26 protein-coding genes are annotated in these 26579 nt (G+C 67.7%); 19 read left to right on the forward strand and 7 right to left on the reverse strand.

Annotation, left to right across the window (positions count from 1 at the left end; all coding sequences use genetic code 11):
- Nucleotide 1: 1 nt before the first annotated feature.
- Nucleotides 2-4006: a CheR family methyltransferase gene (locus QHF84_RS04825; protein WP_281311975.1), complete on the reverse strand. Its 4005-nt coding sequence runs from the start codon at nt 4004-4006 to the stop codon at nt 2-4.
- A gap of 226 nt (nt 4007-4232) precedes the next feature.
- On the opposite strand from QHF84_RS04825, the gene QHF84_RS04830 reads away from it, so the two are divergent.
- The 3 genes from QHF84_RS04830 to QHF84_RS04840 all read left to right on the forward strand — a co-directional run bounded on the left by QHF84_RS04830 (nt 4233) and on the right by QHF84_RS04840 (nt 6817).
- Nucleotides 4233-6299: a response regulator gene (locus QHF84_RS04830; protein WP_281311976.1), complete on the forward strand. Its 2067-nt coding sequence runs from the start codon at nt 4233-4235 to the stop codon at nt 6297-6299.
- A gap of 162 nt (nt 6300-6461) precedes the next feature.
- Nucleotides 6462-6629, forward strand: a complete 168-nt coding sequence (locus tag QHF84_RS04835) for a hypothetical protein (protein ID WP_281311977.1) — start codon at nt 6462-6464, stop codon at nt 6627-6629.
- Complete coding sequence (locus QHF84_RS04840) at nt 6617-6817, forward strand: hypothetical protein (protein WP_281311978.1); 201 nt, start codon at nt 6617-6619, stop codon at nt 6815-6817. The genes QHF84_RS04835 and QHF84_RS04840 overlap by 13 nt, the downstream gene beginning before the upstream one ends.
- Before the next feature lie 162 nt (nt 6818-6979).
- Here QHF84_RS04840 and QHF84_RS04845 read toward each other — a convergent pair whose 3' ends face one another.
- On the reverse strand, nt 6980-7285 hold the full coding sequence (locus tag QHF84_RS04845; protein ID WP_281311979.1) for a hypothetical protein: 306 nt from the start codon (nt 7283-7285) through the stop codon (nt 6980-6982).
- 327 nt (nt 7286-7612) lie between these two features.
- Between QHF84_RS04845 and QHF84_RS04850 the strand changes: the two genes are divergently transcribed.
- The 8 genes from QHF84_RS04850 to galE all read left to right on the forward strand — a co-directional run bounded on the left by QHF84_RS04850 (nt 7613) and on the right by galE (nt 18367).
- Nucleotides 7613-8536, forward strand: a complete 924-nt coding sequence (locus tag QHF84_RS04850; RefSeq protein WP_281311980.1) for a hypothetical protein — start codon at nt 7613-7615, stop codon at nt 8534-8536.
- A gap of 22 nt (nt 8537-8558) precedes the next feature.
- Nucleotides 8559-9428, forward strand: a complete 870-nt coding sequence (locus tag QHF84_RS04855; protein ID WP_281311981.1) for a phytanoyl-CoA dioxygenase family protein — start codon at nt 8559-8561, stop codon at nt 9426-9428.
- 244 nt (nt 9429-9672) lie between these two features.
- Nucleotides 9673-11643, forward strand: a complete 1971-nt coding sequence (locus QHF84_RS04860) for a glycoside hydrolase family 2 TIM barrel-domain containing protein (RefSeq protein WP_348652839.1) — start codon at nt 9673-9675, stop codon at nt 11641-11643.
- Complete coding sequence (gene galK / locus QHF84_RS04865) at nt 11636-12763, forward strand: galactokinase (protein WP_281311983.1); 1128 nt, start codon at nt 11636-11638, stop codon at nt 12761-12763. Before QHF84_RS04860 ends, galK begins: the two co-directional genes overlap by 8 nt.
- Before the next feature lie 73 nt (nt 12764-12836).
- Nucleotides 12837-14039: a glycosyltransferase family 1 protein gene (locus QHF84_RS04870; protein WP_281311984.1), complete on the forward strand. Its 1203-nt coding sequence runs from the start codon at nt 12837-12839 to the stop codon at nt 14037-14039.
- On the forward strand, nt 14032-15156 hold the full coding sequence (gene glf, locus QHF84_RS04875) for a UDP-galactopyranose mutase (RefSeq protein WP_281311985.1): 1125 nt from the start codon (nt 14032-14034) through the stop codon (nt 15154-15156). The genes QHF84_RS04870 and glf overlap by 8 nt, the downstream gene beginning before the upstream one ends.
- Entirely contained in the window at nt 15153-17393 is a 2241-nt protein-coding gene (locus QHF84_RS04880) for a family 1 glycosylhydrolase (protein ID WP_281311986.1), read from the forward strand. Before glf ends, QHF84_RS04880 begins: the two co-directional genes overlap by 4 nt.
- Nucleotides 17378-18367, forward strand: coding sequence for a UDP-glucose 4-epimerase GalE (galE, locus tag QHF84_RS04885; protein WP_281311987.1), 990 nt, complete (start codon nt 17378-17380; stop codon nt 18365-18367). The genes QHF84_RS04880 and galE overlap by 16 nt, the downstream gene beginning before the upstream one ends.
- Nucleotides 18368-18412: 45 nt before the next feature.
- Here the strand turns inward: galE and QHF84_RS04890 are convergent, their stop codons facing one another.
- The 3 genes from QHF84_RS04890 to QHF84_RS04900 all read right to left on the reverse strand — a co-directional run bounded on the left by QHF84_RS04890 (nt 18413) and on the right by QHF84_RS04900 (nt 20391).
- Nucleotides 18413-18811, reverse strand: coding sequence for a hypothetical protein (locus QHF84_RS04890; protein ID WP_281311988.1), 399 nt, complete (start codon nt 18809-18811; stop codon nt 18413-18415).
- A 219-nt stretch (nt 18812-19030) separates the two neighbouring features.
- Nucleotides 19031-19999 (reverse strand): DUF1259 domain-containing protein, encoded by a 969-nt coding sequence (locus tag QHF84_RS04895; RefSeq protein WP_281311989.1) that lies wholly within the window; start codon nt 19997-19999, stop codon nt 19031-19033.
- Nucleotides 19996-20391, reverse strand: a complete 396-nt coding sequence (locus QHF84_RS04900) for a DMT family transporter (protein WP_348652835.1) — start codon at nt 20389-20391, stop codon at nt 19996-19998. The genes QHF84_RS04895 and QHF84_RS04900 overlap by 4 nt, the downstream gene beginning before the upstream one ends.
- 944 nt (nt 20392-21335) lie before the next feature.
- On the opposite strand from QHF84_RS04900, the gene QHF84_RS04905 reads away from it, so the two are divergent.
- From QHF84_RS04905 to QHF84_RS04920, 4 genes are all read left to right on the forward strand, one after another.
- Nucleotides 21336-22103: a hypothetical protein gene (locus tag QHF84_RS04905; protein WP_281311990.1), complete on the forward strand. Its 768-nt coding sequence runs from the start codon at nt 21336-21338 to the stop codon at nt 22101-22103.
- A 17-nt stretch (nt 22104-22120) separates the two neighbouring features.
- A complete protein-coding gene (locus QHF84_RS04910) occupies nt 22121-22387 on the forward strand; it encodes a hypothetical protein (RefSeq protein ID WP_281311991.1) in 267 nt (88 codons plus the stop codon).
- Nucleotides 22388-22495: 108 nt separating this feature from the next.
- A complete protein-coding gene (locus QHF84_RS04915) occupies nt 22496-22669 on the forward strand; it encodes a hypothetical protein (protein ID WP_281311992.1) in 174 nt (57 codons plus the stop codon).
- 57 nt (nt 22670-22726) lie between these two features.
- Nucleotides 22727-23290, forward strand: coding sequence for a hypothetical protein (locus tag QHF84_RS04920; protein WP_281311993.1), 564 nt, complete (start codon nt 22727-22729; stop codon nt 23288-23290).
- A gap of 58 nt (nt 23291-23348) precedes the next feature.
- Here the strand turns inward: QHF84_RS04920 and QHF84_RS04925 are convergent, their stop codons facing one another.
- A complete protein-coding gene (locus QHF84_RS04925) occupies nt 23349-24317 on the reverse strand; it encodes a hypothetical protein (RefSeq protein ID WP_281311994.1) in 969 nt (322 codons plus the stop codon).
- Nucleotides 24318-24464: 147 nt separating this feature from the next.
- Here QHF84_RS04925 and QHF84_RS04930 point away from each other — a divergent pair, with 147 nt between their 5' ends.
- A complete protein-coding gene (locus QHF84_RS04930) occupies nt 24465-24803 on the forward strand; it encodes a hypothetical protein (protein ID WP_281311995.1) in 339 nt (112 codons plus the stop codon).
- 8 nt (nt 24804-24811) lie between these two features.
- Here QHF84_RS04930 and QHF84_RS04935 read toward each other — a convergent pair whose 3' ends face one another.
- The gene (locus tag QHF84_RS04935; RefSeq protein WP_281311996.1) at nt 24812-25027 is read right to left on the reverse strand and encodes a hypothetical protein; all 216 of its coding nucleotides are present in this window, start codon (nt 25025-25027) and stop codon (nt 24812-24814) included.
- Nucleotides 25028-25348: 321 nt separating this feature from the next.
- Here QHF84_RS04935 and QHF84_RS04940 point away from each other — a divergent pair, with 321 nt between their 5' ends.
- Genes QHF84_RS04940 through QHF84_RS04950 form a run of 3 tightly spaced genes read left to right on the forward strand, consistent with a single transcriptional unit; the run spans nt 25349 to nt 26552 of the window.
- The gene (locus QHF84_RS04940; protein ID WP_281311997.1) at nt 25349-25501 is read left to right on the forward strand and encodes a hypothetical protein; all 153 of its coding nucleotides are present in this window, start codon (nt 25349-25351) and stop codon (nt 25499-25501) included.
- A gap of 8 nt (nt 25502-25509) precedes the next feature.
- Nucleotides 25510-25878, forward strand: a complete 369-nt coding sequence (locus tag QHF84_RS04945) for a hypothetical protein (RefSeq protein ID WP_281311998.1) — start codon at nt 25510-25512, stop codon at nt 25876-25878.
- A complete protein-coding gene (locus QHF84_RS04950; protein ID WP_281311999.1) occupies nt 25875-26552 on the forward strand; it encodes a hypothetical protein in 678 nt (225 codons plus the stop codon). The genes QHF84_RS04945 and QHF84_RS04950 overlap by 4 nt, the downstream gene beginning before the upstream one ends.
- Nucleotides 26553-26579: the final 27 nt, after the last annotated feature.

Here is a 26579-nt window from a genome sequence, read left to right on the forward strand (position 1 = left end):
TTCACCGCCGCCCGGACCGCTCCGCGACGAGCCGCCGGATGGCCTTCAGGTTCAAGGGTTTGACCTCGTGCGCGTCGAAGCCCGCCACCTGCGACAAACGTCGATCCTCGTCCTGCCCGTATCCCGTCATCGCCACGATGAGCGTATCCGAGAGCCCATGCTCGCGCATCACCCGGCAAGCGTCGTACCCGTTTTGCCCCGGCAAGCCAATATCGAGCAGCACCACCTCCGGCCGCTCGCGCAGGGCGATCTCCACCGCCGCCACGCCGTCGTGGGCCGTCAGCACCTCGTGGCCGTCGAACTCGAGCAGCATCGCCATGCTCTCGGCCGCGTCGAGGTTGTCGTCCACCACGAGCACCCGCACGCCCGGCGTCGCGCTTTCGGCCACGACCGCCCCCTCCACCGGCTGCACCTTCGGCTCGTCCGGCAGGACGGGCAGACGCACCACGAACTCGCTGCCCGTCCCCCGCCCATCGCTGTAAGCCCGCACGGCGCCGCCGTGCATCTGGACCAGCGTGCGGACCAGGGACAAACCAATGCCGAGCCCGCCCTCCGACCGGTCGAGGTTCCGATCCACCTGGTAAAACAGGTCGAAGACGTGCGGGAGCGCCGCCGGATCGATCCCGCGGCCCGTGTCGCGGACGCGGAGGAGGACGAATTTCGCATCGCCTGGATCCCGCTCCACGACGAGCCGGATCGTGCCCCCCGCGTCCGTGTACTTCGCCGCGTTGTTGAGCAGGTTGCCCACCACCTGCCCGAGCCGGGTCAGGTCGCCCTCCACGCGGATCGGCACGAGGGGCAGGATCACCTGCGTGTCGTGCCGCCGTGCTTCGAGGATCGGCCCGCTCGTGTCGAGCGCCTGCCGCACCACGTCGGCCACGTCGATCGGCTGCTTCTGGAGCTGGACCTTGCCGAGCGTGATACGCGAGACGTCGAGCAGATCGTCGACGAGCCGGACCATGTGCGAGACCTGCCGCTCGATCATCTCGCGCGCGCTCTCGAGCGTGGGCTCCTGCGGCCCGATCCGCCGGAAGATCTCCACGGCGTTCGAGATGGGCGCGAGCGGGTTTCGGAGCTCGTGGGCCAGCGTGGCGAGGAACTCGTCCTTGCGACGATCCGCCTCGCGCAAGGCCTCCTCGGCCCGCTTGCGATCGGTGATGTCCATCCCCGAGGGGATGAGGTGCGTAACGCACCCCTTGGCGTCGCGCATCGGCGCGATCATGAAATCGATGTCGATCCGCCCGTCCCCCGCGACGCGCACGACGGCGTCGTAGCGAAGCGTCTCGCCGTCCGCGGCGCGCTCGACCGCGTTCTTGAGCCGCGCGACCTCGGCCTCGTCGTGCGTCCACCACGCGCACTGCCAGAACTTGCGCCCGATGACCTCCTCGCGCGAGCAACCGCCCACGTGCAGCGCGGCCTGGTTCACCTCCATCAACGTGCCGTCGAGATCGAGAACGGCGACGAACCCGAGCATGTTGTCGATGATCCGCCGCAGGCGCTGCTCGCTCTCGCGCACGGCCGCCTCGGCCCTGTTGCGCGCCGTCACGTCCGTGAACGTCACGACCACGCCGTCGGCCCGGCCCGCCTGGTTGCGGTACGGCAGCACGCGCCGGAGGAACGTCGCGCCGCTCGCCGCCTCGATCTCGTCCTCGATCGGCCCGTCCGCGCGTTGCACCTCGTCGGCCTCCGGCAAGACCGGCATCTGCTTCATGCGGTGCGTGAAGTGCGCGAGCGGCCGCCCCACGTCGGACGGCGTCACGTTGTAGATGTCCCCCATCGCGGGGGTGATGCGCTGGACGCACCCGTCGTCGTCGAGGAAAAGCGTGGCGATCCGCGTGCTCGTGAGGAGGTTTTCGAGGTCGGTGTGGGCGCGCGTCAAGGCCTCGTTCGCGTGCTGCACCTCCTCCTTCGAGGTCTCGAGCTCTTCGTTCGCCGACTGGAGCTCCTCGTTCATCGAGAGCAGCTCCTCGTTGCTCGACTTGAGCTCCTCGTTGGCGACCTCGAGCTCCTGGACCGTCTTTTCGAGGTCCGCGCGCGTCGTGACGAGCTCCTGTTCGAGCTGCTCGAGGAGCACGGCGGCGTCCTCGGCGGCCTTCGTCCGCGCCTCTTCCCGCGCGAGGGGCAGGCCGACGTCCTGGAAGACCACGAGGAACAGGCCCGATTGCTCGCCCATCTGGGGCATCGGCTGCACCGTGATCATCACGCGCTGCATGCCGCTCGTGGTCCGCACCGAGAGCCCCTCGTGGACCACCTTGCGCCGCTCCTTGATCGCGAGCGCGAGCGAAGTCCGGAGGCCCACGGCGAGCCCCTCGCGCACGAGGCGCACGAGGTTATTGTGGAACGCGCCGGCCGAGATCGTCAGGTACTTCTCGAGGTTCCCCGAGGCCGAGACGATCTGCCCGTCCTCGTCGACGACGACCGACTTCGGCGCGAACTCGTCGAGGACGATCCGTTGCATGAGCAGGTAGATGTCGGTCTCGCCCGCGGACGGCACGTTCGGCGGGCGCACCGTGGCCGGCGGCCCGTCGCGCCCGGGCATGAGCCCCGGGACGTGCACGGCGGTCGGCAATCGCTGCGAGATCCGGTGCCGCGCGTCGATCGGCCGGAAGAGCTCGCGGTGCGCCGAGAGGCTCTCCGAGGGGCCGAGGAAGAGATAACCGCCGGGCCGGAGCGCATAATGGAAGAGCGGGATGAGCTTCTTCTGGAGGTGCGGGCCGAGATAGATGAGCAGGTTGCGGCAGGAGATGAGGTCGAGCTTGGAGAATGGCGGGTCGTTGATGAGGTTGTGGACCGAAAAAAGGACGAGCTCCCGGATCTCCTTGGTGATGTGGTAGTGCTGCCCTTTGCGGACGAAAAAACGCCGCAGCCGCTCGGGCGGCACCTCGTCCGCGATGCCGAGCGGATAAGCGCCGAGCCGCGCCGTCGCGAGGGCCTGCTCGTCGATGTCCGTGGCGAAGATCTGGATCACCGGCGCGGCGCCCGCGTTGCCCTGCACCTCGCGCACGAGCATGGCGATCGAGTACGCCTCCTCGCCCGTCGCGCAGCCGGGGACCCAGATACGCAAGGCTTGATCGGGCGATCGATCCCGGACGAGCCGCGCGAGGACCTCCTTGGCGAGGACCTCGAATGCCTCCGGATCCCGAAAAAACGCGGTGACGCCGATCAAGAGGTCCTTGAAGAGCTCGTCGACCTCGGCTCTGTCGGCCCGGAGCCGCAGCAAGTATCCGTGGGCCGATTCGATCCGGAGCACCTGCAGCCTGCGCAGCGTGCGTCGGATGAGGGTGCTCGTCTTGTAGTGCTTGAAATTGTGCCCGGTGCCCAGGAGGAGGATCTCGCAGATCGCGGGCAAGGCACCTTCGATGTCGCGCCGGAGCGTGTCCTCGTCGCCGGAGGTCGTCTTCCTGTGCTCGGCGTAGGCCACGAGCTCGGCGGCCAGCTCGTCGGGCGGGCGCACGCAATCGACGGCGCCGGTCATGAGCGCGCTTTGCGGCATGCTGTCGTGGCGCGCGGTGGCCGGGTCCTGCACCATCGTGAAGCCGCCGCCCTCGCCCACGGCGCGGAGCCCGAGCGCCCCGTCGCTGCCGTCGCCCGACAGGATGACCGCGACCGCGGATTCGCCGTACTCGCGGGCGAGCCCGTGGAGGAGGTGATCGATCGGCGCGTGCCGCTCCTCGGGGCACTGCGCGGGTACGAGGTGCAGGACGTCGTCGCGGATGGTCAAAAGGCAGCGACTCGGCGCGGCGTAGACGTGATCGGGCTCGAGCGGCATACCATCCTCGGCCTCGACGACGGGCAGCGTCGTGGCCTTGGCCAAAAGCTCGGAGAGCAGGCCACCCGTCGAGGGTTTGAGGTGGAGGAGGACAACGATCGAGAGCCCCGCGCCCTCCGGAATGCCGCGCAGGAACTCCTGCACGGCCGAAAGCCCGCCCGCGGATGCGCCGACGCCGACGACCAAGGGGTAGCCGGGCAGGGACGAATCACGTGGGCCTGGGGAGGAGCGCGTCATGGTGGGTGGTTTTGTTATCCCCTGGATTCGCGTCGCGGAAGCGAAAAACGAAATCCAGTGCACCATGCACGACCATTTGCCGCTGGGTAGCCCACGTACGGTCCGGGCCGGACGGACGAAGAGCGGAGGCTCCCTACACGGAAAGCCGGGACGGTCCGAGTTCGCCCGAGGCGGCGGTCGGCCACGATAGCCTGCTTTTTCGGAGGGCCGGGGGTAAGGAGCGGCGATGGGCGAGGGACGAGCAAGCGCACCGGGCCTCGGGGCGCAGGAGGAGGACGACGCGAAGATCCACCTCCCGACGCCGAAGGTGCTGATCGTGGACGACACGCCCGCGAACCTCCTCGCCTTCGAGGTCGCGCTCGAGCCGCTCGGCTACGAGATCGTGAAAGCGGCGTCCGGCCGGGACGCCCTGCGATGCCTGCTCTCGACGGATGTTTCGCTGGTCCTCATGGACGTGCAGATGCCGGACATGAACGGCATCGAGACCGTCAAGCTCATCAAGCAGAGCCGGCGGCACCGTTACATCCCGATTCTCTTCATCACGGCCGTTCATCGCAGCATGTCCTTCATCCTCGAAGGCTACGAGACCGGCGCCGTCGATTACGTCTTGAAGCCTTGCCAGCCGAGCATCCTCCGGTCGAAGGTGATGGTGCTCGTCGAGCTCTTCCGGCAAAAGGAGATCGTCAAGCGGCAGGCCGCGCTCCTCCGCGAGCGCGAGCGCGAGGCGATGGAGCGGATGCACGCCCTGCGCTACCAGGGGGTCATCGAGGCCATGCCGATCTGCGTGTGGACCGCGAACGGCAAGGGGCACTTCGATTATGCCAATGCCGCCTGGTCCCGCTATGCAGGGCTCGGCAGCCGAAGGGGCGTGGGGCGCGGGCTGCTCGAAGCGCTGCACCCGGACGATCGGGCTCACGTGGTCGCGCTCTGGCGCAAGGCGTTCGGGCGGAGGCTCGGCGTGGACGTGCAGGCGCGGCTCAGGCGATCGGACGGGACGTACCGCTGGCACATCGCGCGCGCGGTGCCGCAGCGGGACCTCGGCCAGGTGACGGGGTGGATCATCACGGCGACCGACATCGACGAGCAGAAACGCGCCGAGGAGGCCGAGCACCGGGCGCGCAAGGAAGCCGAGGCGGCGAACTGCGAGATCATGAAAGACGAGTTCCTCGCGACGGTCTCGCACGAGCTCAACACGCCGCTCACGGCGATCGTCGGCTGGTCGAGCTTGCTCCGCGCGGGCGCGCTCGACGGCCCGAGCCGAGAGCGCGGGCTCGACACGATCGCGCGGAGCGCCGAGGCGGAGCGGCGGGTCGTCGAGGACATCCTCGACGCCTCGCGTATCGCGACGGGCCGTCTCCAGGTCCACCTCGCGCCGATCGACCCGACGGCGATCATCGACGAAGCGGCCTTCGCCCTGCGCCCGCTCGCGCGGGCGAAGGGGATCACGTTCGAATGCGAGGTGGAATCGCGCGGGGCGATGATGATGGCGGATCCCGATCGCCTGTGGCAGGTGACGTGGAAGCTCGTCTTCAATGCGATCAAATTCACGCCGTCGGGCGGACGCGTGGACGTGCGGTTCGAGCACCTCGGCAAGCGATTCTTGCTGACGGTATCGGACACGGGCGAGGGAATTGCACAGGGCCTGCTTTCGCACGTGTTCGGGTATTTCAGCCAGGAGGACGGGTCGACGAAGCGCAAGCACGGCGGGCTCGGGCTCGGGCTGGCGATCGTGCGCAAGCTCGTGGAGATGCACGGCGGGTCGGTGAGCGTGTCGAGCGCCGGCAAGGGGGCGGGCGCGACGTTCACGGTCTCGTTACCGTCGCGCGAGGTGCCGGAGGGCGCAGGGCTGCCGGACGTGACGAATTACGAGCGGCGGATCCTGGAGGGGATCCGGGTGCTCCTGGTCCTGCCGGACGCCGAATCGAAGGGGCTCGTCGCGGACGTATTGCAAAGGCGAGGCGCGGCGGTGTTTTCGGTGTCGTCGGCGGAGGAGGCGGTGGCCTTCGTGGCGGAGTCGGCGCTCGACGTGGTCGTGAGCGACATGGGGCTGCCGGGGAGCGACAGCATGACGTTCGTGGATCGATTGCGGATGCGGGACGGAAGGGCGCTGCCGTCGATTGCGGTGCTGGAGGCGGGGGAAGCGGATCAGACGTGGCAGGCGCTGGCCGCGGGGTTTCGCGGGTACGTCGCGAAGCCGATTCATCCGGCGCACCTCGTGGCGGCGATTGCGAGGATCGTGCGGGGGCGGGGCGCGGAAGCGGGGGCGGGCGCGGAAGCGGGGGCGGAGGCCTGATCGGCTCTGGCTCGCGGACGAGCAAGGCCCGTCGAGCCCTTGCCCGCGTAGAAACGAGCGAAGATCCGCGGCAGGATTTCGGCCACGCCCGGCCCCTCGTCCCCCACTTCGACGCATCCGACGTCGCCCTCGTCCAGATGTTCCTTGCTGACGGACACGACCATGCGCGCATTCGTCCTGCTCGGCGCGGCGCCGGATGAGATGCTCGTTCCCTCCACGGCGAGCTGCGGGGGGCACGAGCGGGCCCCCTACGAGCGGTCGGCAAAAAAAACGGCGTGGGGCGGCCACGGAGGGCAGCATGGGGCGCTCGGCTGCGCGTGGCCACCTTGAATGGTCACCGCGTCAACGTGCCGGCCTTGCAGACGTCGATCGGCGATGTCGTGGGTGTGCACGAGCGACACGGGCGGCTGCATCTCGTGTACGTGGCGAAGGGGAGGATCCCGCGGGTTTATTTGCTCGACGCCGGGGCCGAACTCGGGATTCTGATGGGATGGGCCGCTTCGCGGCGCGGGCGCTAGGACCGGCGGCCGCGAGGCGGGCGGGCCCCATTGCACTGAAATCGTTCATGTTCCCGCGTTTTGATCTCATACGATACCGAATTCCGCGACCCTGGCGCTCGCGTGCGACATCCCTGCACGAGCTGGCTCCGGGAGACGGTCCCAGCCTGGACGCGGTTTGTCCTACTTCAACTCCTGGATCGTATATTGCTGGCGCGGGGAACGACGGAGGTAGCCATGCGAAAGCTCATGTTGGGTGTGGCGGCTGCGGTGCTCCTCGTGGCATGCCAGACGGAGCGTGGCGGCGGCGAGGTGCGCGGTCAGGACACCGGGCGGCAGGGGGCCGGACAGCAAGGCGCCGGGCAGCAGGGAACTGGGCAGCAGGGAACTGGGCAGCAAGGCGCTGGACAGCAAGGCGCCGGGCAGCAAGGCGCCGGGCAGCAAGGCGCCGGGCAGCAGGGCAGCGGCACGGGGCAGGGCCGCGGCCATTGAAGACTTTCCTCATCGACGACCGGCGCATCCGCTTCTCCCATCGTTCATGCAGCGTCTTGGCTTGACTTGCCGCTCGTGCTCACGACGACGTCCGATCCCGCGCTGCTGCCATCCGATTTACGAGGCACAATCGATCTCAGCACGCTCCGGGGTGGGCTCGAGCAGCTTCTCCTCGCCGTGGGACAGGCTGTCGGTGCATCACCCGCCTCGCGGCGGTGAGACAGCGTGCCGATCGTGCCGGCTGGGCCGTAGTGGCACACCAAAAAAGCTCGCGCTAGAAAACCTCACGCGGCTCGAACAAAATCTGAACAACGGAATGCGTCCATGAACCTCCATGTCCCCTATCTCGGGTTTCCGAACCACGTGCGCCTCGCGAGCGACACGGTCGAGCTCCTCCTCAGCACCGATTATGGTCCACGCATCATCCGGTACGCGCCGCTCGGGGGTGACAACATCCTCGCGGAGATGCCGCCCGGCGCGGGGCAGCCGACGCCTTTCGGCGAGCCCTGGCATCCGTATGGCGGACACCGGCTCTGGCACGCGCCGGAACACCCGGAGCGAACGTACTGGCCAGACAACCGCCCCCTGGCGAGCTCGATGGACGGCGATACGGTGACGGTGGTCCAGCCCATGGAGGAAAACACGCGCCTGCAGAAATCGATGCGCGTAAGGCTCGGCCCGCGCGGCAGCGAGGTCCGCATCGTGCACCGTATCGAGAATCAGGGCGCGTTCGATGTCGAGCTCGCCCTCTGGGCGCTCACCGTCATGGCCGCCGGGGGCACAGGGATCTTCCCTCAATCGCCATTCCGCCCCTTTCCGGAGCAGCTCACCCCGGCTCGTCCGCTCGTCCTCTGGCCCTACACGCGCCTCCACGATCCGCGCTGGACCTTCGGCGATCACCTCTTCTTGCTGCGGCAGGACCCCCAACGCTCCGACCCGCAGAAGATTGGATTCTACAACGAGGAAGGATGGATCGCCTATCGTCGGCGGGACGTGCTCTTCGTGAAGCGGTACGCCCACCTGCCAGGCCCTCACGCCGATTTCGGCTGCAATACGGAGACGTTCACGAACGCGGACATGCTCGAGCTCGAGACCTTGAGCCCGCTCGTGCGAATCGCGCCGGGCGGATGGGCCGAGCACGAGGAACGCTGGTATCTCTTCACGGGAATCGATTTCGGCGAGGGGATGGAAGGAATGGAAGCCGCGTTGAATCGAGCCATCGCCTTGACAAATCCCGTGGGCGAGTAAGAGCGTCCACCCTCGGAAGCGCATGACGAGGACGACGCCCATGGCGAGCGCATTGCGGACGATCCCCCGGAATTCCACAGCCGCCACCGATGTCGGCGAACATGTCGAGACCCTGTATCGCGACGGCATCGTTTCCCTGAAGGGCGCGTTCCCGCGCGACTGGGTGGAGCGGATGCGCGAGGACATGATGGCGGCATTCTGGGACGCCATCCAGCGCCCGGGCGGCGCCGTCGGCCGCGGGCCCCGGCGCTGGTATGTCGAGATCCATCCGCAGAATTTTCGCGGCTTCGTCGATCTCGTCACGCACCCCTGGGTGACGGCGATGTGCGAGGCCGTGCTCGGGCCGCGCTACGAGATCGTCGAAATCGGCTTCGATACGCCATTCCAGGGCGCCAAGAACCAGCCCTGGCACCGAGATTTTCCCTCCCCGCCCGAGACCTACGAGGGGCGACGCATCACCTCGCTCGCCTTCAACCTCACCGGCGTCGACGTGTCCGAGGACATGGGTCCTTTCGAGGTGGCGCCCGGCACGCAATGGGACGACGCCCGCGACTGGAAGGACCAGATGTTCCCGCCGCAAGAGCTCTGGCCCCGCTTCGCCGAGCGCGGCGTGCGCAAATATCCGCAGATGGGCGATATCTCCTGCCGCTCGGCGCTGACGATCCACCGCGGCACGGCGCACCCCTCCCCGATCGCGCGCCCTGTCATGGTGCTCGGCGTCGACGCGCCCGGCGCCGGGCATGCAGCCCTGCACGACATGATGGTGACGCAGGATTATCATGACGCCCTGCCGCAATCGGTGCGCGACCACCTCGTCTGCCGCATCGCCGACAAACTCATCCCGGTGACGCAAAAGCACGACATCGAAGGGCTCGTGATGGCGACGGATTGAGGCGCCGCCGACACATGAGGGTGGCCGCCGCTGCCCTGGCACGGTTCTCCATTCGGCGCTCCTCCCGGGACGACGGGGCTAGCCACGTCATGGCTAGGTACTAGGTCGTCACCATGGGGCATCAGGAAGCGATCGACCTGCCGCTGGTTCACGGACAGGTCTCACAGGTGATCGCCGCTCGCGCTTTCGGAGACCCGAGGCGCGGGCGGACAAACCAGCGCCCTGCTCCTCAGGAGAATACATGATGCCGCCCCCTTGCCGGCCGGGAACGCGTGGCTATCCTCGCCCCCAGCTCCGCCGGGCCGGCTGGAAATCGCTGGACGGCATCTGGGACTTTGCGCTCGACCGGCCTGCGCGCTGGACCATTCCTGAAGACGTCGCCTGGGACCGTACGATCCTCGTGCCATTCGCGCCCGAGGCGCAGCGGAGCGGGATCGGCGAGACGGGTTTCTTCGATGCATGCTGGTATCGGCGGCGGGTCGAGCCCCCCGCCATGCGCCCAGGAGAGCGACTCCTCCTCCATTTCGGTGCCGTCGATTACGACGCGACCGTGTGGGTCCAGCGCTCCATGGTCGCGCGCCACGAAGGCGGCTACACGCCGTTTTCGGTCGACATCACCGAATATCTGCCGTCGTCCGGCCCCATCGAGATCGTCGTGCGCGCCTTCGACGATCCGGCCGATCTCGCGAAGCCGCGCGGCAAGCAGGACTGGCAGCTCGAGCCGCACTCGATATGGTATCCGCGCACGACGGGCATCTGGCAAACCGTATGGCTCGAGCGCCTGCCCGCCTGTGCCATCCGGAGCGTGCGCTGGACGCCGAGCCTCGAGCGATGGGAGCTCGATTGCTTCGCGAAGATCGACGGCCGCTCGGCCGATCGGATGCGCCTGCGCCTACGCCTCGTTTCCCGCGGCAATCTCCTCGTCGACGACACCTACGCGGTCGTTTCGGGCGAGGTCCACCGCCGCATCGCGCTCTCCGATCCGGGCATCGACGATTACCGGAACAACCTGCTGTGGCGGCCCGGCTCGCCGACGTTGATCGAAGCCGAGCTCGAGCTCATCGGGCAGGACGGGCGCACGATCGACCGCGTCGAGAGTTACACCGCGCTGCGGGCCATCGCGCTGCAGGGAGACCGGATCCTGCTCAATGGGCGGCCTTATCCGCTCCGGCTCGTGCTCGATCAGGGGTACTGGCCGGAGACGGGGATGACGGCGCCGGACGACGCGGCCTTGCGGCGCGACGTCGAGCTCGCCCGCGCGATGGGGTTCAATGGCGTACGTAAACACCAGAAAATCGAGGATCCCCGTTACCTTTACTGGGCCGACCGACTGGGGCTGCTCGTCTGGGCGGAAATGCCGAGCGCCTATCGCTTCACCCGGCAGTCCGTCGAGCGTTTGACCCGGGAGTGGCTGGAGGCGATGGAACGTGATCACAGCCACCCGTGCATCATGGCCTGGGTGCCCTTCAACGAGTCGTGGGGCGTGCCGAACCTGCCCGACAACGCCCCCGAGCGCCATTACGTGCAGGCGCTCTACCACCTCACCAAGACGCTCGACCCGAGCCGCCCCGTCGTCGGCAACGACGGCTGGGAGAGCGTCGCCACCGATATCATCGGCATTCACGATTACGACTCCGATCCCGATCGGATCGCGCGCCGCTACCACGCCGAGGAGGCGCGGCCGCGGCTCCTCCGGCGCGAGCGCCCCGGCGGACGGATGCTGGTCCTCGAGGGGCCCGCCGCGGGCGCCGAGCACCCGCTCGTGCTCTCGGAGTTCGGCGGGATCGCGTTCGCGCCGGGGCAAAGCGGCACCTGGGGATATTCGCGTTGCGACGACGCGGGGATGCTCGCTGCGGCTTACGAAGGGCTGCTCGCCGTCGTGCGTTCGGTCGAGATGTTCTCGGGGTTCTGTTATACGCAATTCGCCGATACCTACCAGGAGGCGAATGGCCTGCTTTACGCGGACCGCACGCCGAAGTTCTCGCTCGAGCGAATCGCCGCGGCCACGCGGGGCCGGCACGCGCGGCCCTGGGAGCTGCCTGATTCGATGGAGCTGATCGCGCTGGAGGGCCCGCGCCAGGAAGGCGCAGCGTCGGAGCTCGAGCTCGGTCCGCTCGGCGAGCTCGGCGGCGAGAGCGAAAAAGAGAGTTCGCTCGATACGTCGTCGCCGACCGAGGGCGCGCGCGAGGCGAACGAGGAGGCGCAGCATGATTGACGCGGGATCCGGCTTTGCAGCGCTCTTCGGCCGCGCGCCCGACGTCACCGCGGAGGCCCCCGGACGGGTCAACCTCATGGGCGAGCATACCGATTACAATGGGGGCTACGTGCTCCCGATCGCGACGCCGCAAACGACGATGGTCGAGCTCGGGCCGCGCCGTGACCGCCGGGTGCGGGTATGGAGCGCCGCCATCGGCGCGGAGCCTCTGGAATACGTGCTCGGGGAGGAGGTCCGGCGCGGCGCGTGGATCGATTACGTGCAAGGCGTCACGCGCGTGCTCGCCGACGAGGGCTTCGCGCTCGCGGGGTTCGATCTGCGGATCACTTCGAGCGTCCCGCTGGGCAGCGGTTTGTCCTCGAGCGCCGCGCTCGAGGTGAGCCTCGCCCGAGGCCTGCGCGACTTGTTCGGCCTTCCGCTCGACGACGTCCGCATCGCAGTCGTGGGCCGGCGCGCCGAGAACGAATTCGTCGGGGCCCCGGTGGGCATCATGGATCAGATGGCGGCGAGCCTCGCGAGCACGTGGGCGGCGCTTTTTCTGAACACGCGCACGCTCGCCTACGAAATCGTCCCGCTGCCGGTCGACATCGAGCTCGTCGTCATCGACTCCGGGATCAAGCACGAGCACGCCGGCGGTGATTACCGGCTACGAAAAGCAGAATGCGAGCGCGCAGCGGCCCTGCTCGGCGTGGAGCAGCTCTGTGATCTGGGCGAGGACGCCGACGACCGGATACGGGCGCTGCCCGAGCCGCTCGATCGCAGGGTGCGCCATGTCCTCTCCGAAAACGCGCGTGTGCCCGCCGCCGTAGCGGCGATGCGCAGGGGCGATCTCGATGGGCTCGGGAGCCTGTTTCGAGCCTCGCATGTTTCCATGCGTGACGATTACGAAGTGTCCACGCCCGAGATCGACACCCTGGTCGAGTTTGCCCACGGAGAGGCGGACGTCTTCGGCGCCCGCCTCACGGGGGGTGGATTCGGCGGTTCGGTCGTGATGATCGCGCGGCGGGGAAGCGGCGCGGCTGCGGGCGCGCGGATTGCACGCGCTTATGCCGAGCAAACGGGACAAACGCCTGCCGTCCTCTTGCCGGACGGCCGTGGGGCGCTTTCTCACTCCAGTTAGGGCAAACTTCGCACGCCCATGGCCGCCCCCTGCGGCACGGAGCTTGAAGGATCCCGGGGGTGGAGGAAGCGCGATGATGATTCGAGGAGCGACCGCCCGTGTTGCCCCCGGCAACCGGGACGAGCGGAACCCCGACGTCGTTTGTCTCTCCCATCTCCGGTGGAACTTCGTGTTCCAGCGGCCGCAGCACATCTTGACGCGCTGCGCCCGCAGGCGCCGCGTGTTTTTCTTCGAGGAGCCCATGCTCGAGCAGGGCCCGCCGCGCCTCGCGCTGCAATCCGTGCACGAGGGCGTGATGGTCGCGGTCCCGCATCTTCCGCCGGACATCCCTGAGCACGAGCGCGACGCGCTCCTCCGACACCTCGTCGGTGAGCTCATCGACGGGCACGCCATCGCCGATTACGTCCTCTGGTATTACACGCCGATGGCGGTCTCGTTCACGCGGCACCTCGAGCCGATCGCCGTCGTTTACGACTGCATGGACGAGCTCTCGGCTTTCGCACACGCGCCCCCGGCGCTGAGAGAGCGGGAGGTCGAGCTCTTGCGCCGTGCCGACGTGGTATTCACGGGGGGCCACAGCCTGTACGAGGCCAAGCGCGACCTGCACCCGAACATTCACCCCATCCCGAGCAGCGTGGACGTCTCCCATTTTGGCACGGCCCGATCCGCGGCGCGCGAGGGCGAGCCCATCGATCAGGCCGCCATCCCGCGGCCGCGGCTCGGCTTCTTCGGGGTCATCGACGAGCGAATGGATCTGGATCTGATCGCAGCCGTGGCCGACGCGCGGCGTGACTGGCATATCGTGATGCTGGGGCCGGTCGTGAAGATCGATCCCGCCACGTTGCCCCGGAGGCCCAACGTCCATTGGCTCGGCATGAAGAAGTACGAGGAGCTGCCCGCCTATCTCGCCGGGTGGGACGTGGCGCTCCTGCCGTTCGCGCGAAACCAGTCGACGCGCTTCATCAGCCCGACGAAGACGCCCGAGTATCTCGCCGCGGGCAAGCCCGTGGTCTCGACGTCGATCCGCGACGTGGTCCGGCCTTACGGCGAAATGGGCCTCGTCCGGATTGCGGACGCGCCCGGTGATTTCGTGACCGCGATCGAGGCCTACCTCGGCGAGGCGGCGGAGGCGCGCGCCGAGAGGATGTCGCGGACCGATGATCTCTTGGCCCGGACCTCGTGGGATCGCACGTATGACCGGGTCGAGGAGCTCCTCCGACGAGCCTGCGTCGCCGGAGAGAGCGCGCTCTGCTCGCGGGGGGCCCGTCATGTTTGATTATCTGATCGTCGGCGCCGGCTTCGCCGGGAGCGTGCTCGCCGAGCGGCTCGCGAGAGGCTCGGACAAAAGGGTCTTGCTCGTGGACAAGCGCCCGCACGTGGGGGGCAATGCCTACGACCACCATGACGACGACGGCATCCTGATTCATCGCTACGGGCCCCACATCTTCCACACGAACTCGCGCGAGGTCTTCGATTACCTCTCGCAGTTCACGGCGTGGCGCCCCTACCAGCACCGCGTGCTCGCGTCGGTCGACGGCCAGCTCGTGCCCATCCCGATCAACCTGGATACGGTGAACAGGCTCTACAACCTGCGGCTCACGTCGTTCGAGCTGGAGGCGTTCTTCGCGGAGAGGGCCGAAAAGAAGGAGCGGGTCCGGACCTCGGAGGACGTCATCGTCAGCAAGGTCGGCCGCGAGCTCTACGAGAAGTTTTTCCAGGGCTATACGCGCAAGCAATGGGGCCTCGATCCCTCCGAGCTCGACGCCTCGGTGACGGCGCGCATCCCCGTCCGGACGAACCGCGACGACAGGTACTTCACCGATACGTACCAGGTGATGCCGCTCCACGGATACACCCGCATGTTCGAGCGCATGCTCGCGCATCCGAACATCAAGATCATGCTCGGCACCGATTTTCGCGAGATCGAGGGGGCCATCCCCCACGACCAGGTGATCTACACGGGGCCGATCGACACCTACTTCGATTACAAGTACGGCAAGCTCCCGTATCGCTCGCTCGAGTTCCAGTTCGAGACGAAGAGCGCTCGCGTGTGGCAGCCGGCGCCCGTGGTCAATTACCCGAACGAGCACGCCTACACGCGTGTCACGGAGTTCAAGTACCTCACCGGCCAGGAGCACGAGAAGACGAGCATCGTCTACGAGTTCCCGCGGGCTGATGGAGATCCGTACTACCCGATCCCACGGCCCGAGAATGCCGAGCTTTATCGAAAATACGAAGCGCTCGCGGCCGCCACCCCGAACGTCCATTTCGTCGGTCGGCTCGCGACGTACCGCTATTACAACATGGATCAGGTGGTCGCGCAGGCGCTCACCCTCTACACGAAGCTCGCAGGTCTCCCGCGGCAGAAGGTCTTTCCGAGGAAGGCCGCATGAAGGCGGGTGGCGAGAGAGCGCGCGCTCTCGAGCTCTGGGCGGGGGTCGAGTGCACGGTCAACCGAGTCGGGCACGGTTATTTCGATCAGCTCCGCCAGAATGGCCACGAGACGCGGCTCGACGATCTCGATCGCATTCTGGCGCTCGGCGCGCGTGCGGTGCGCTACCCGGTGCTCTGGGAGCGCACCGCGCCCGAAGGGCTCGCGCGGGCGGATTGGTCCTGGGCGGATGAGCGCCTCCGCGGGCTCGCCGCGCGGGGCATGCGCCCGATCGTGGGGCTCGTCCACCACGGCAGCGGCCCGAGGCACACGTGCCTCATCGAGCCGGGCTTCGCCGACGGCTTGGCCGAGTTCGCGCAGGCCGTGGCGGAGCGTTATCCCTGGGTCGAGGACTATACGCCGGTCAACGAGCCGATGACGACGGCACGCTTCAGCGGCCTTTACGGGCTCTGGTATCCCCACCGCCGCGACGACCGGAGCTTCGTGCGAGCGCTGCTCACGCAATGCCGGGCCACGGTCCTCGCGATGCGCGCCGTGCGCGCGGTAAACCCCTCCGCGCGCCTCGTCCAAACCGAAGATTTCGGGACGACGACGAGCACGCCGGCGCTCGCATACCAGGCCGAGCACGAAAACCAGCGGCGGCTGCTCGGGCTCGATCTGCTCGTCGGGCGTGTGGACGGCCGGCATCCGCTGTACGAATACCTCGTCGAGCACGGGGCGAAGCCCGAGGAGCTCGCGTTTTTCCGCGAGGCCCCGTGCCCCCCCGATATCATCGGCATCAATTACTACGTGACCAGCGATCGCTTCCTGGACGACCGGCTCGAGGGTTATCCGCGCTGCCATCACGGCGGCAACGGGCGGCACGTGTATGCCGACGTCGAAACGGTCCGCATTTCGGGCCACGCGATCACGGGTCACCACGCGCTGCTCTCCCGGCTCTGGGAGCGCTACCGCATTCCTCTGGTGATCACCGAGGCGCACCTCGGCGGGACGCGTGACGAGCAGCTCCGGTGGTTCGTCTGGGCGTGGCGCGGGGCCGAGCGCGCGCGCGCGGAGGGCGTGGATGTCCGGGCCGTGACGATGTGGTCGCTCTTCGGCTCGTTCAACTGGGATTGCCTGGTCACCTGCGAGGGCGACCATTACGAGCCCGGGGCGTTCGACGTCCGTGGTCCGGCGCCGCGCCCGACGGCGCTCGTCGCGCTCGGGCGGGCCCTCTCCGAGGGGCGGGAGCCCGACCACCCGGTCCTCGCCACGCCGGGGTGGTGGCTGCGGCCCGATCGCGTCCTTTACCCGGCTTCCGCAGGGCCGCGTGTCGAGTCCGTGAACGCCGAGACGCGCGAGACGCGCGCCCGACCGCTCCTGATCACGGGCGCCACGGGCACGCTCGGGGGCGCATTCGGTCGGGCGTGCACGGCGCGCGCCATTCCATATCGGCTCGTCTCCCGGAGAGAGATGGATATCGCCGACCCGGAGGCCGTGGAACGAATGCTCGCGGCGCTGTCGCCGTGGGCGGTCATCAATACGGCCGGGTACGTGCGGGTCGACGACGCCGAGCGCGATCCGCACCGCTGCGAGCGCGAGAACGTGCTCGGCCCGAGCGTTCTGGCCCGCGCTTGCAGGGAGCGAACCATTCGGCTGGTCACGTTTTCTTCGGATCTCGTCTTCGACGGCGCGCGGCGGGAGCCCTACGTGGAGAGCGATCCGGTGAGCCCGCTCGGCGTTTATGGCCAGAGCAAGGCGCTCGCCGAACGGCTGAGCCTCTCGGCGTGCCCCGAAACGCTCGTCATACGCACGGCTGCGTTCTTCGGGCCGTGGGACGAGCACAACTTCGTTTTTCAGGCGCTGCGCGCGCTCGCTCAGGGGGAGAGCTTCGTGGCGGCCTCGGACCTCGTCATCTCGCCGACCTACGTGCCGGACCTCGTCGGCACGGCGCTCGATCTGCTCGTCGACGGGGAATCCGGGATATGGCATCTGACCAATCGCGGCGCGGTGACGTGGTTCGAGCTCGCGCGACAGAGCGCGGACCTCGCGGGGATCGATCGCTCGGGCCTCGTGGGGTGCCCCGCGAGCAGGCTCGGCCTGGCGGCGCCGCGCCCGCCCTATTGCGCGCTGGGGAGCGAGCGAGGAATCCTTTTGCCGGGGCTCGAGGACGCCCTCGCGCGATACACGAACGAGCGGGCGATCCCCATCGCAGGCGGCGGGATCGCTCGAGGGAGGGACCCATGCGCGTCTTTTTGACTGGCGGCGCCGGCTACATCGGCAGCGTGGTGGCGGAGGAGCTCGTCGCGAGCGGGCACGAGGTGATCGTGTACGACGACCTCTCCAAGGGCCATCGCGACGCGGTGATCGAGGAGGCGACGTTCGTCGAGGGGGATGTGCTCGATTACGACACCCTGCTCGGCGCCTTGCGCGAGCACGCGGTCGAGGCCGTCGTCCACATGGCGGCGCGCTCTCTGGTCGGCGAATCCGTCTCCCATCCGGCGGATTATTATCGGACGAACGTCACCGGAGGGCTCGTGCTGCTGGAGGCCATGCGCGCAGCGGGCGTCTCGCCGATCGTCTTCTCCTCGACCGCGGCCGTGTACGGCGAGTCGGCGAAGCAGCCCATCGAGGAGACGGACCCCATTTCCCCCACGAACCCCTATGGAGAGACGAAGCTCGCGTACGAGCACGCGCTCCGCTGGTTCGATCGAGCCTACGGGATCCGCTACGTCAGCCTCCGCTATTTCAATGCCGCGGGCGCGACCGCGAGGTGCGGGGAACGGCACGATCCGGAGACGCACCTCATCCCGCTGGTGCTGAAGGTGGCGGCCGGCGAGCTCCCGGAGGCCGTCGTCTTCGGCGACGATTATCCGACCAGGGACGGGACGTGCGTGCGCGACTACATCCACGTCAAGGACCTCGCGCGCGCGCACGTCCTTTCGCTCGAATCACTCGCGCGCGGCGCCGAGAGCCGCATTTACAACCTCGGCTGCGGCGGCGAGGGATATACGGTGCAGGAGGTCATCGAGGTCGCCCGCGACGTCAGCGGTCGGGACATCCCCGTCCGCAAGGGGCCGCGCCGGGCCGGCGATCCCGCAGTGCTCGTCGCGAGCTCCGCGCGGATCGCCGAGGAGCTCGGCTTCCGGCCAGCGCTGTCGGATTTGCGGGAAATCGTCGCGTCGGCGTGGAGCTGGATGCAGGCGAAGGCGTCCCATCGCGACGCGGCATGATGGCATCCATTCAAACGGAAAACCGCATGTCAATCCTCGGCGCTCTCAGTTGCACGCGCAAACCCCACCATGCCGCGAGCAACAGCCCCGATGCACCGTCGTGCAGGTCGGCGAGACCGTCCCATCGCAGCAGCAGACGCGCCCCACGGGCTCCTGGCGGGGCGTAGGGGGCGCGGGACGGGTCGGAGCCGGGTTCTGACGAGGCGGCGTCGCCTTGGACCGCTGGTGGGCGGCGGCCTCCAGGGTCGAGAGCTGATGCTCGAGCTTCTTGCGCTCCTGCGTGCTCGCGGCGGCGGCGAGGACGAGCTTCGTGGCCTCGGCGTCGCACGAGGTGCCCGCGCAGGCGCTCTGGAGCTCGTGCTCGCGTTGCGCGGGGGTCATTGCGGCGAGCTTCGCGTGACGGGCGGCGAGTTGCTTGTCCTCGGTCGAGGTCTGCTCGTGCATGCGTGACGGCGTGTACTCCGTGGTAACGGGCTCCGGGCGCGTGCGTTTGGAGTCGTCGCCGCCAAGGCCGCAGCAGCCCAAGCACACGCCGGCTGCGACCACGAGCACGCCCAGCCCTCCGAGCCCCACACCGCCCGCCCTGCGAACACGCTGACGTCCCATGTTGTCAGGATTGCAGAACTGGCGCGCGGATGTCCAGCGCTAAACCCGTATCGGGCATCAATGGCCTCCCCCCTTCGGGACCGCCGCCTGCGCGTCGAGCACGGTACGGAACCCGCGCGCAAGCTCGGCCACCGGGCCTTTCGCCCAGAAGTGCGTGAAATAAGAGCTCGGCTGCTCGCCGACCATGTGGTTGTGAATGGCGACGACATGGAAGCCGGCGCGGCGCATCGCCCGCAGCACAGGCTGCATCTCCTCCGCCGTCATCATGAAGTCACCGTCGATCGCAGCGAGCGCGTCGCTCCCCGAGAATGCCGCCCACGTGGTGAGCCCCATCGAACCGCCGACCCGCACACCATGCATGGTCCAATCGCGGCCGATGGTGACCTTGGCGACGCCGTCCTGCACCGTCACCTTTTGCCCCACGATGCGCTCGATGGCGGCGGCGTCGATGCTCCCGGCCGCAGGCACCTCGCCGGGGAAGCTGGTCGCAGGCTCGGGTTTGGCGCGTCGAACGTCTCGGATCGCACCCCAAACGGCCTTCACGCCCTCGGCCAGGCGTACCGGATCACCCATGCCGCCGATGTGCATGAAGTAGACCTTGGGCCGATCGAAGAAGAAATGGTTATGGAGCGCCGTGATTTCGAGACCGCTTGCGAATGCGGCGTCCATGGCGGGCGTCACCTCGTCCTCGAAGACGACGGTGTCCCCCATCATCATGGCGCCTCCGTGCGCCGCGGTGAACGCGGCCCAGGAAGACAGCCCTGCAACGGGCTTCAACGCCATGCCGTCCACGGACACCGGCGTTTCCTTTCGAGGCCACGAGAGCCGCACCACACCGTCGGGCGTCACGCTCGGCTCCGCGCCGGCTGCCTTCCCGATGGCGGCGGCGTCGAGGGGTGCCGAAGGTGCGGGCGCCTCCGCGCGGGGAGCATCGGCCGCTGGTGTGGCAGCACGGTCGCTCGAACACCCTGCGAAAGCATGCGCCGCGAAGAGCGCCGTCACGATGAGGGAAATGGTTCGCTTCACGGAAGACCTCCCGAGCCGAAGCTCGTCGCTGTCGCGTTTGTCAGAGTAGGTGATGGCGTCGTCCCTCGTCCACACGCCTCTGCATGCTCGTGCCGATGATGAATGTCCGAGACGTGCGGATGCTCGTGTTCGAGCGATTCGTGCCGGTGCATGTGCCCGTGCCGGGCACGCAGGATCATCACGACGCCGGCCAGCATGAGCGCCCCACCCACGGCATCCCAGGCCCTCGGTCGTTCGGTGAGGACCAAGATCGACACGAGCGCCCCGACGAATGGCGCCGTCGCGAAGATCGCCGCCTCTCTCGCGGCCCCGAGCAGCCGCAAAGCGATGTTGTCGAGCACGATGCTGAGGCCATAGCCGAGCGCCCCCACGAGCGCGATCCATGGGTACATCGAGGAGTGGCGGGCAGGGGGCCATCGGGCGAACGATGGCGGGGCCTGCTACGGCTTCCTGGTGGACCAAGCCCGTTTGGTCGGGCTCGTCCCCGAGGACACGCTCGCGCGCGCTCGGAGTGAGTGTGGGGGGCTCTGCCGAGAACAAGCGGCTCGGGGCTCCTTCAACCCTGGCGTCCTGGAGGGGAAGTGTCGAGAAGCGGGGCTCCTCCCGTGAACACGCGGAGCTCACACGGCCCCTTCCCACGAGGCTGCGAACAAGGCCGAGTCCATCGCGGGGGCGACCGTGGACGGCGAAACTTTTACGGTTGGATGAGCGAGCCTTGCCGGGGGTGCCTGCTCCGCGGGATGCGGGCAAGGGCGATTGAGGCAGGATAGGGGCCCCCCACCGACATCTCCCGAGCCGCCCGAGCCTCTTCTTTCCTCCGCTTCCTCCTCCGATCTCGCTGCCGCACCCTCCGCCAGGGTGCATTCCTTCCGTGCACATTCGTCCCCTGCCCATCCCCAGGGTGGCTCGACGATGTCCACGTACATTCCCTACCCACCCCCAGGGTACCTCTCCGAGAGGGACACACCACGCGTACCTCGCGGGAGGGGGCCGGGACGACGTGGCTCGATGGCCGCGAGCCTCCCTCGGGGTATCTCTCCGAAATGGACATGGGACGCCACGGTGCCCGGAGGATGGCTCCTGGCGATAGATCCATCGAGCACAGCCACCCTGGGGGTGGAGCGGCGCGTCGATGATTGTGGGGGCGGGGCCTTGCAGGGCCTCGTTGGTCTTGTCGGTTCGTCGAGGGATCCCGGGTCGGGGGCCGAGGACGATAGGGAGAGAGGGCGCGGAGCCTATTCGGGCCATGGTGCCGGAGGCCAGAGAAAAAGGGAGGTGTTTGTGAGGGGTATGTTGGGAAGTTGTCTGCTCTTGAAGTTTCGGATTCCTTGCCATCATGGCTCGCCGCCTCGTCGCCTGGTGCCTGCCGCTCGCCCTTCTCGTCCTATGCCTGCCGATGGTCGCCCATGCGGAGATCCCCGTCTGTGTGCGGCTCCCGGGGCAACCGAAGATGGACAGGTGGGCCCTCTCCGGGAGCGCGACCGTCATCACGAAAGACTGGGCGGTCTTCACGGCGAAGACGAGTGGCCTCACGGTCTTCGTGTACGCCCCCGATGCCCCGCACGAAAATTTGCGATGCGTGTTGCCGAAGCGGGACGAGGTGCACCCACCGAAGTGCCTGGACGAGCATTGCACGCTGGTGGATCGGGGCGGCGCATTGCCCGAGCGCGTATCTCGACCCGGAGCGCCGCTCTCCAGTGTGGCGTCCTGCGAGCAGACGAAGGAGGGTTGCAAGGGCAAGGGAAAGCCGAAGACGCGGCTCGAAGAGATCGCGCTGGAGCTCGCGATCGCGTCCGCCATCGCGAACGGCGAGATGAACGCCGACCTTGCGCGGAAGGACGGCAAGCAATTCGGCGTCATCGGGGGGTCGAACGAGGACGGCGTCGACAACCCCATCGTCCAGGCGGCCGTGGCTACCGCGGCGATCGCCTCGGGCGTGCTGCTCGGGCAGGCCGACAAGTTCGTGAAGAAGCTGGAGGAGGCGTGCGCGAAGAAGGCGCCGCTCATCCTTCAGGGGACCGGGAGCTGTCGAAGGAGACGGCCGAGTTCCTGGCCAAGCAGTACGGGGCGGACATCGCGCATGCGCTGGAGCAGAATGGCGTGATCGGCGCGTATGAGGTGATGAGCAAGTTCACGAAGGACCTCGGCGGGTCGTACCAGGCGCATCACATCCTGGAGGAGGCCATGGCGAGGAAGTTGGAGCTGGTGAAAAACTTCGACAAACTGCCGGCGGTGATCTTGACGGAGGCGCAGCACAAGAATATCACCCGATTTCTCAACAGGAAACGCCCGAATCTGAAAGCCGAGGAGCTGTGGAAGCTATACGAGGAGGTATACAAGCCATTCCCTCACTGGCTCGAAGCCATCAAGCCGTATTTTGGAAAGTAACCAAAATCGAGGCGCTACATGCGGACGGAAGTAGAAATCACGGTCATTCATGACCGCATTCCGGGTGGACCGCAAACGGTCCTCGGCCCAGCGGGGTGTGGTCCTGACGTGGCCGTCGCCGATGAAGGCAACTATTCGACCGACATTACCCTCGATGAAACGGATGAACGCCTGCCGCTCCTCCTCAGCTTACTCGAGGAGCGCGGAATCACCTGGCTCGAACGACGCCGTGACCGCTTCACCGACGAGGAGCTCGAAGCGGCGCATCTCCTCGTCGTCTAATATTTCTCACCGGAGGGAAGCATCTTCGCGGGGCCGCGGGTAGGCACGACCTATGACATGTCCGAGGCGTGCAAGCATTGCGGCGCCGGGGCCAGGCAGACGTCCGCGCAGGTTGTCGATGGCCAGGAGCTCCATGTCCTCGAGGGCCGGCGTGCGGCGGCGACCTGCTACAACGACATGCTCGTCGACGAGAAGCTGGCCGCCACGCTCGCGCAAAGCGGTGCTACCGGGATGTCGTTCCGCGGCGTCTTCGCGGCGTTCGAGAAGCGGGGCCACTTTCAGCTCCCGTGGCGGCAGCTCTGCGCCACCCATACCTTGCCGCGCATGTCGCCCCGATCGACGGGGGTCGAGCCCTACAAACCCTGCACGTGCGGGCGGAGTAGTTTCTCCTGGGAGGACAAGGTCCCTCTCCGCCTCGTCTACCGCGCCTCGGACGTCGCCGATATCCGCGACGTGAACGTGACCTGGGAATGGTTCGGCGAGGTGAAGTTCAACGGCGACGTGAGCGAAGCCCTCTTCCCGTATCCCCTGTTCCTCGTCACCCCCAAGGTCTGGCGCATCTACCGCGACGCCGGCGCCACCGGGTTCGATTGGATCCCCATTCGCATCGAGAACGACTGACCCCGGAAGACCGGAAGTGCTGAACGCCCCGAGGAGCTTCCTCCTCCAGGGAAAACGTTCAAGGGAACGACCCCTCGGGCCGTAGGAACTCCTTCCGAAGGATCCCCCATTCGTCCTCCGTCATCTCCCAGTCCGAGTAGAGCGCGATGCCCTGGTAGCTCGCCGGGAGAGCTGGATACGTCCGCAAGGCCGCGTGCGCCCCGGCGAGCGCATTCGGCACGTTCTCGACGGCCGCGTCGTGGTAACCGACGCCCGGATCGTCATAGGCAGGCAGCCCGAGGAGGACGGGCGTGGCCCCCGCCCAATCGAGCACCTCGCGTGTCCACTGCGTGATGAGGCTCTCGTAGAGCTTCACGTTCGTGAGCGCCGTGTCGTACAGCATCACCGCGAGCTGATCCGCACGCTTCGCGACCTCGCGGAAATAAGCTTCCTCCCAGTGGACGCCCGTGAAGGGATGCAAGACGGTCGGCGGCGGGTAAGCCGCGACCGACAAGAACTTTCCCTCCGGCATTCCCGCGCGCAGCTCGTCGAGCAGCGTCAAAAACGGCGCATGGCCGCTCGGGCAGGGCTCGATGTTGACGTGGATCCCGGCGAGGCGCGGGTGGGCGTCGAGGAGCGCGCGAATGGAGCGCGTGAAGGCACGACGAAAGGCCGGATCGCCCGGCCGGGCGGACACGTCGAGCACGCCGCCGACCCAGGGCATGACGCGAAAGGACGCGAATGCGTCGAGGAACCGCTCGGTCTGGATCGGGTCGTGGGACGCAATGGCCCCGCCGGGCTCCGCGGGGCAGAGGTGCGGGAAGACGTCGCGGATCCGGTGGCGGCGGAGCCGATCCGCGGCCTCGGCGAGCTTTCGCGGATCCCGGAAGAGCGGCTTCTTCGCCTCCTTGCCATACCGCGTGAACCAGACATCGCCGCCGAGCCAGCCGTGCTGCATCCAGATGCCGTTCGTGCCGAGATCGTGGCGGCCGTCCCCGACCTTCGCGCCGGGCGACCACACGACGTACGCGAGGGTCGATGCTCCCACGACGGCGGCGCCGGCGAGCAGTTGCCGGCGGGAGAGATGGTGCTGGGACCTGGAAGGGGGCATGGGATGAATGCGCTCGTGGTGAACGAATACCACAGGAGGCCCCGGAAGTTGCCGGTAAGCGGGCCCGAAGGTATCCCTCGGGCGATGAAACACATCGGCTGGCTGCTCGCGGCGCTGACCCTCCTCTGCGGCTGTGGCTCGGAGATCGGTCCGAATCAAGCGGACGGGAGCGATTGCAACGTCCTCAAGGACGAAGCCGCATGCGGCCCGGCGTCGTACTGCGATCCCGGGGACCGCGTGAACGGCGTATACCCGCGACGCCACACCTACGGGCTGACCCGCGACAAGAGCCACATGGTCGGCACCTGCAAGCCGAAGGGCGGCCCCGGCGCGGCGTGTATGAGCTCCGATGCATGCATCAGCAAGCGCTGCATGCACGCCGCGGTGGAGCCGGTGCCGGAGAGCAAGGGCGTCTGCGACTAGGCTTCGCGCTACGAAGCCCCGTCGAGCTCTTCCCCTATCTCGCTCAAGAGCCCCCGCAGCCAGCTCACCCCCGAATCTCCCTGCCGCCGCTCGTGCCACGCCGCGCGTACGAAAAATCCCGGTAGCTCGACCGGGAGCGGGAACGCGCGTACGGCGAGCCCGGCGGCGTGCGCGCGCGAGAGCCGCATGGGCGCCGTGAGCACCATGTCCGTCTCGGCGACCACACGCGGCGCAGCGAGATAAGTGCTGCACGCGCAGCGCGACCCGCCGCGAGAGCCCCATCCGTTCGAGCGCGCTGTCCACGAAGCTCCCCGGCCGCCCGCGCGGCGCCACGAGCACGTGGAGGAGCCCCGCGAACGTCTCCGGCGAGAGAGCATCCCGCCCCGCGAGCGCCGGATGCCCCGCCCTCGCCAGACACACGAAGTTCTCGCCGAAGAGCTTTCGCGTGTAACCCCGGGGCGCTCGTAAAACATCACGCCCACCGCCAGATCCACGGCCCCCTCCTCGAGCTGCCGCTCGATGTCGTCCCCGCTCGCCGTCACCGGATGCCCGGGTGGGTCGTGGACGCGCTCGTCGATTACGTGCGCTTCTGCATCGAAGGAGGCGCCGCGCCGGCGACGGACGATTTCGAGAAGCTCACCGGGAAAGCGCCCATCTCGTACGAGCAGTTCGTGCGCGACCACGCCGCGCAGTTTTGACGCTCGTCGTGGAAAGCGGTAAGACGGATGCATGCGCCTGCCCACCGATCTCACCGTGCTGCCTCCTCGATGCGCCCGCGTGGAGCGGCTTTTCGGGCCTCGGACTCAGCGAACGGGATCGAAGGATCCTCGAGCTGACGCGCGGCAAGCTCGTGCATGCTTCGGTCGATTTCGGCGAAGCCGTGCGTGCGCTCGGTGAGGCGGTCGAGGAAGTCATTCCCGCGGGGCACACGTACGTGCTCGGCCAGAGCGCGTCGGGTCCGATCATCGGCTCGCTCGTCTCGGGCGTCGGCATCGTCCCCGGCGACACGGGCATCCTCGTCGTACGTGTGGATCGTGAGGGCCTTCGGACGACGCTCGGAAGGCTCGTGCCATGAAGGCGTCGTTCGGATTCGACCCGGCGGACCACGAGTATGGCGCGGCGACGCCGTACGTACGGCGCGTCTTGAGCGAATTCTTGGCCATCGATTGGTTCGTCCCTCCGAGCTGCGCTTCCAATCGAGAGCGCGCCGTGGCACTGCTCGGCGAGCACAACGAGCTCGCGAGGATCTACGAGCCAGGGCTATTTCCGGCGCCGGAGGACATCACGATCCGCACGGAGATCGCAGATTGGTCGAGGTTCCTCGATCTGTGTGAGCTCGCCAGGGCCGTGTCAGGGGCATGGGATTGGAAATCCGGCGCGCTCAAGGAATTGCTGGTGCGCCACAGGAACGGCTGGAGTCGCCTGGAACAAGCGCGGGAGCTCCAGCCGCGCACCCCTGGCGAGCACCGCCCCGGTGATCTCTACATGTGCATGGGTGACAGCGTGCAGTGGTGCCTGCAATACAACCTGGACAGGAGTGGCCTTGCCAAGGACCAGGCGGATGCTGCATCCTGGTATTTCGAATATGCATACATCGACATGATCGAGTGCCTCGAATGGCAGTTCGCGCAAAAGAACACCGTCCTCGAGACGAATCCATTTTTCGCCCTCCTGCGCTGCTACGCGACCGGCTTTTATCCGTTCCGCCTGAAGCCCACCTCGTTCGTGCTCTGCGCGCTCGGGGCTTGACGAGCCACGGCCGGCTGGGATTTCCTG

Origin of the sequence: Polyangium sp. y55x31 (assembly GCF_029946505.1) — a bacterium.
In the GTDB taxonomy this organism is placed as follows: domain Bacteria; phylum Myxococcota_A; class Polyangia; order Polyangiales; family Polyangiaceae; genus Polyangium.

Coding starts and splice junctions, on each gene's coding strand:
- QHF84_RS04855 (WP_281311981.1), top strand. CDS start 8,559: ATGACGAGGACGACGCCCATGGCGAGCGCATTGCGGACGATCCCCCGG.
- QHF84_RS04835 (WP_281311977.1), top strand. CDS start 6,462: ATGCGCGCATTCGTCCTGCTCGGCGCGGCGCCGGATGAGATGCTCGTT.
- glf (WP_281311985.1), top strand. CDS start 14,032: ATGTTTGATTATCTGATCGTCGGCGCCGGCTTCGCCGGGAGCGTGCTC.
- QHF84_RS04940 (WP_281311997.1), top strand. CDS start 25,349: ATGCCCGGGTGGGTCGTGGACGCGCTCGTCGATTACGTGCGCTTCTGC.
- QHF84_RS04900 (WP_348652835.1), bottom strand. CDS start 20,391: ATGTACCCATGGATCGCGCTCGTGGGGGCGCTCGGCTATGGCCTCAGC.
- QHF84_RS04930 (WP_281311995.1), top strand. CDS start 24,465: ATGAAACACATCGGCTGGCTGCTCGCGGCGCTGACCCTCCTCTGCGGC.
- QHF84_RS04825 (WP_281311975.1), bottom strand. CDS start 4,006: ATGACGCGCTCCTCCCCAGGCCCACGTGATTCGTCCCTGCCCGGCTAC.
- QHF84_RS04910 (WP_281311991.1), top strand. CDS start 22,121: ATGAGCAAGTTCACGAAGGACCTCGGCGGGTCGTACCAGGCGCATCAC.
- QHF84_RS04905 (WP_281311990.1), top strand. CDS start 21,336: ATGGCTCGCCGCCTCGTCGCCTGGTGCCTGCCGCTCGCCCTTCTCGTC.
- QHF84_RS04870 (WP_281311984.1), top strand. CDS start 12,837: ATGATGATTCGAGGAGCGACCGCCCGTGTTGCCCCCGGCAACCGGGAC.
- QHF84_RS04890 (WP_281311988.1), bottom strand. CDS start 18,811: ATGCACGAGCAGACCTCGACCGAGGACAAGCAACTCGCCGCCCGTCAC.
- QHF84_RS04880 (WP_281311986.1), top strand. CDS start 15,153: ATGAAGGCGGGTGGCGAGAGAGCGCGCGCTCTCGAGCTCTGGGCGGGG.
- QHF84_RS04950 (WP_281311999.1), top strand. CDS start 25,875: ATGAAGGCGTCGTTCGGATTCGACCCGGCGGACCACGAGTATGGCGCG.
- QHF84_RS04860 (WP_348652839.1), top strand. CDS start 9,673: ATGCCGCCCCCTTGCCGGCCGGGAACGCGTGGCTATCCTCGCCCCCAG.
- QHF84_RS04850 (WP_281311980.1), top strand. CDS start 7,613: ATGAACCTCCATGTCCCCTATCTCGGGTTTCCGAACCACGTGCGCCTC.
- galK (WP_281311983.1), top strand. CDS start 11,636: ATGATTGACGCGGGATCCGGCTTTGCAGCGCTCTTCGGCCGCGCGCCC.
- galE (WP_281311987.1), top strand. CDS start 17,378: ATGCGCGTCTTTTTGACTGGCGGCGCCGGCTACATCGGCAGCGTGGTG.
- QHF84_RS04845 (WP_281311979.1), bottom strand. CDS start 7,285: ATGGCCGCGGCCCTGCCCCGTGCCGCTGCCCTGCTGCCCGGCGCCTTG.
- QHF84_RS04830 (WP_281311976.1), top strand. CDS start 4,233: ATGGGCGAGGGACGAGCAAGCGCACCGGGCCTCGGGGCGCAGGAGGAG.
- QHF84_RS04920 (WP_281311993.1), top strand. CDS start 22,727: ATGTCCGAGGCGTGCAAGCATTGCGGCGCCGGGGCCAGGCAGACGTCC.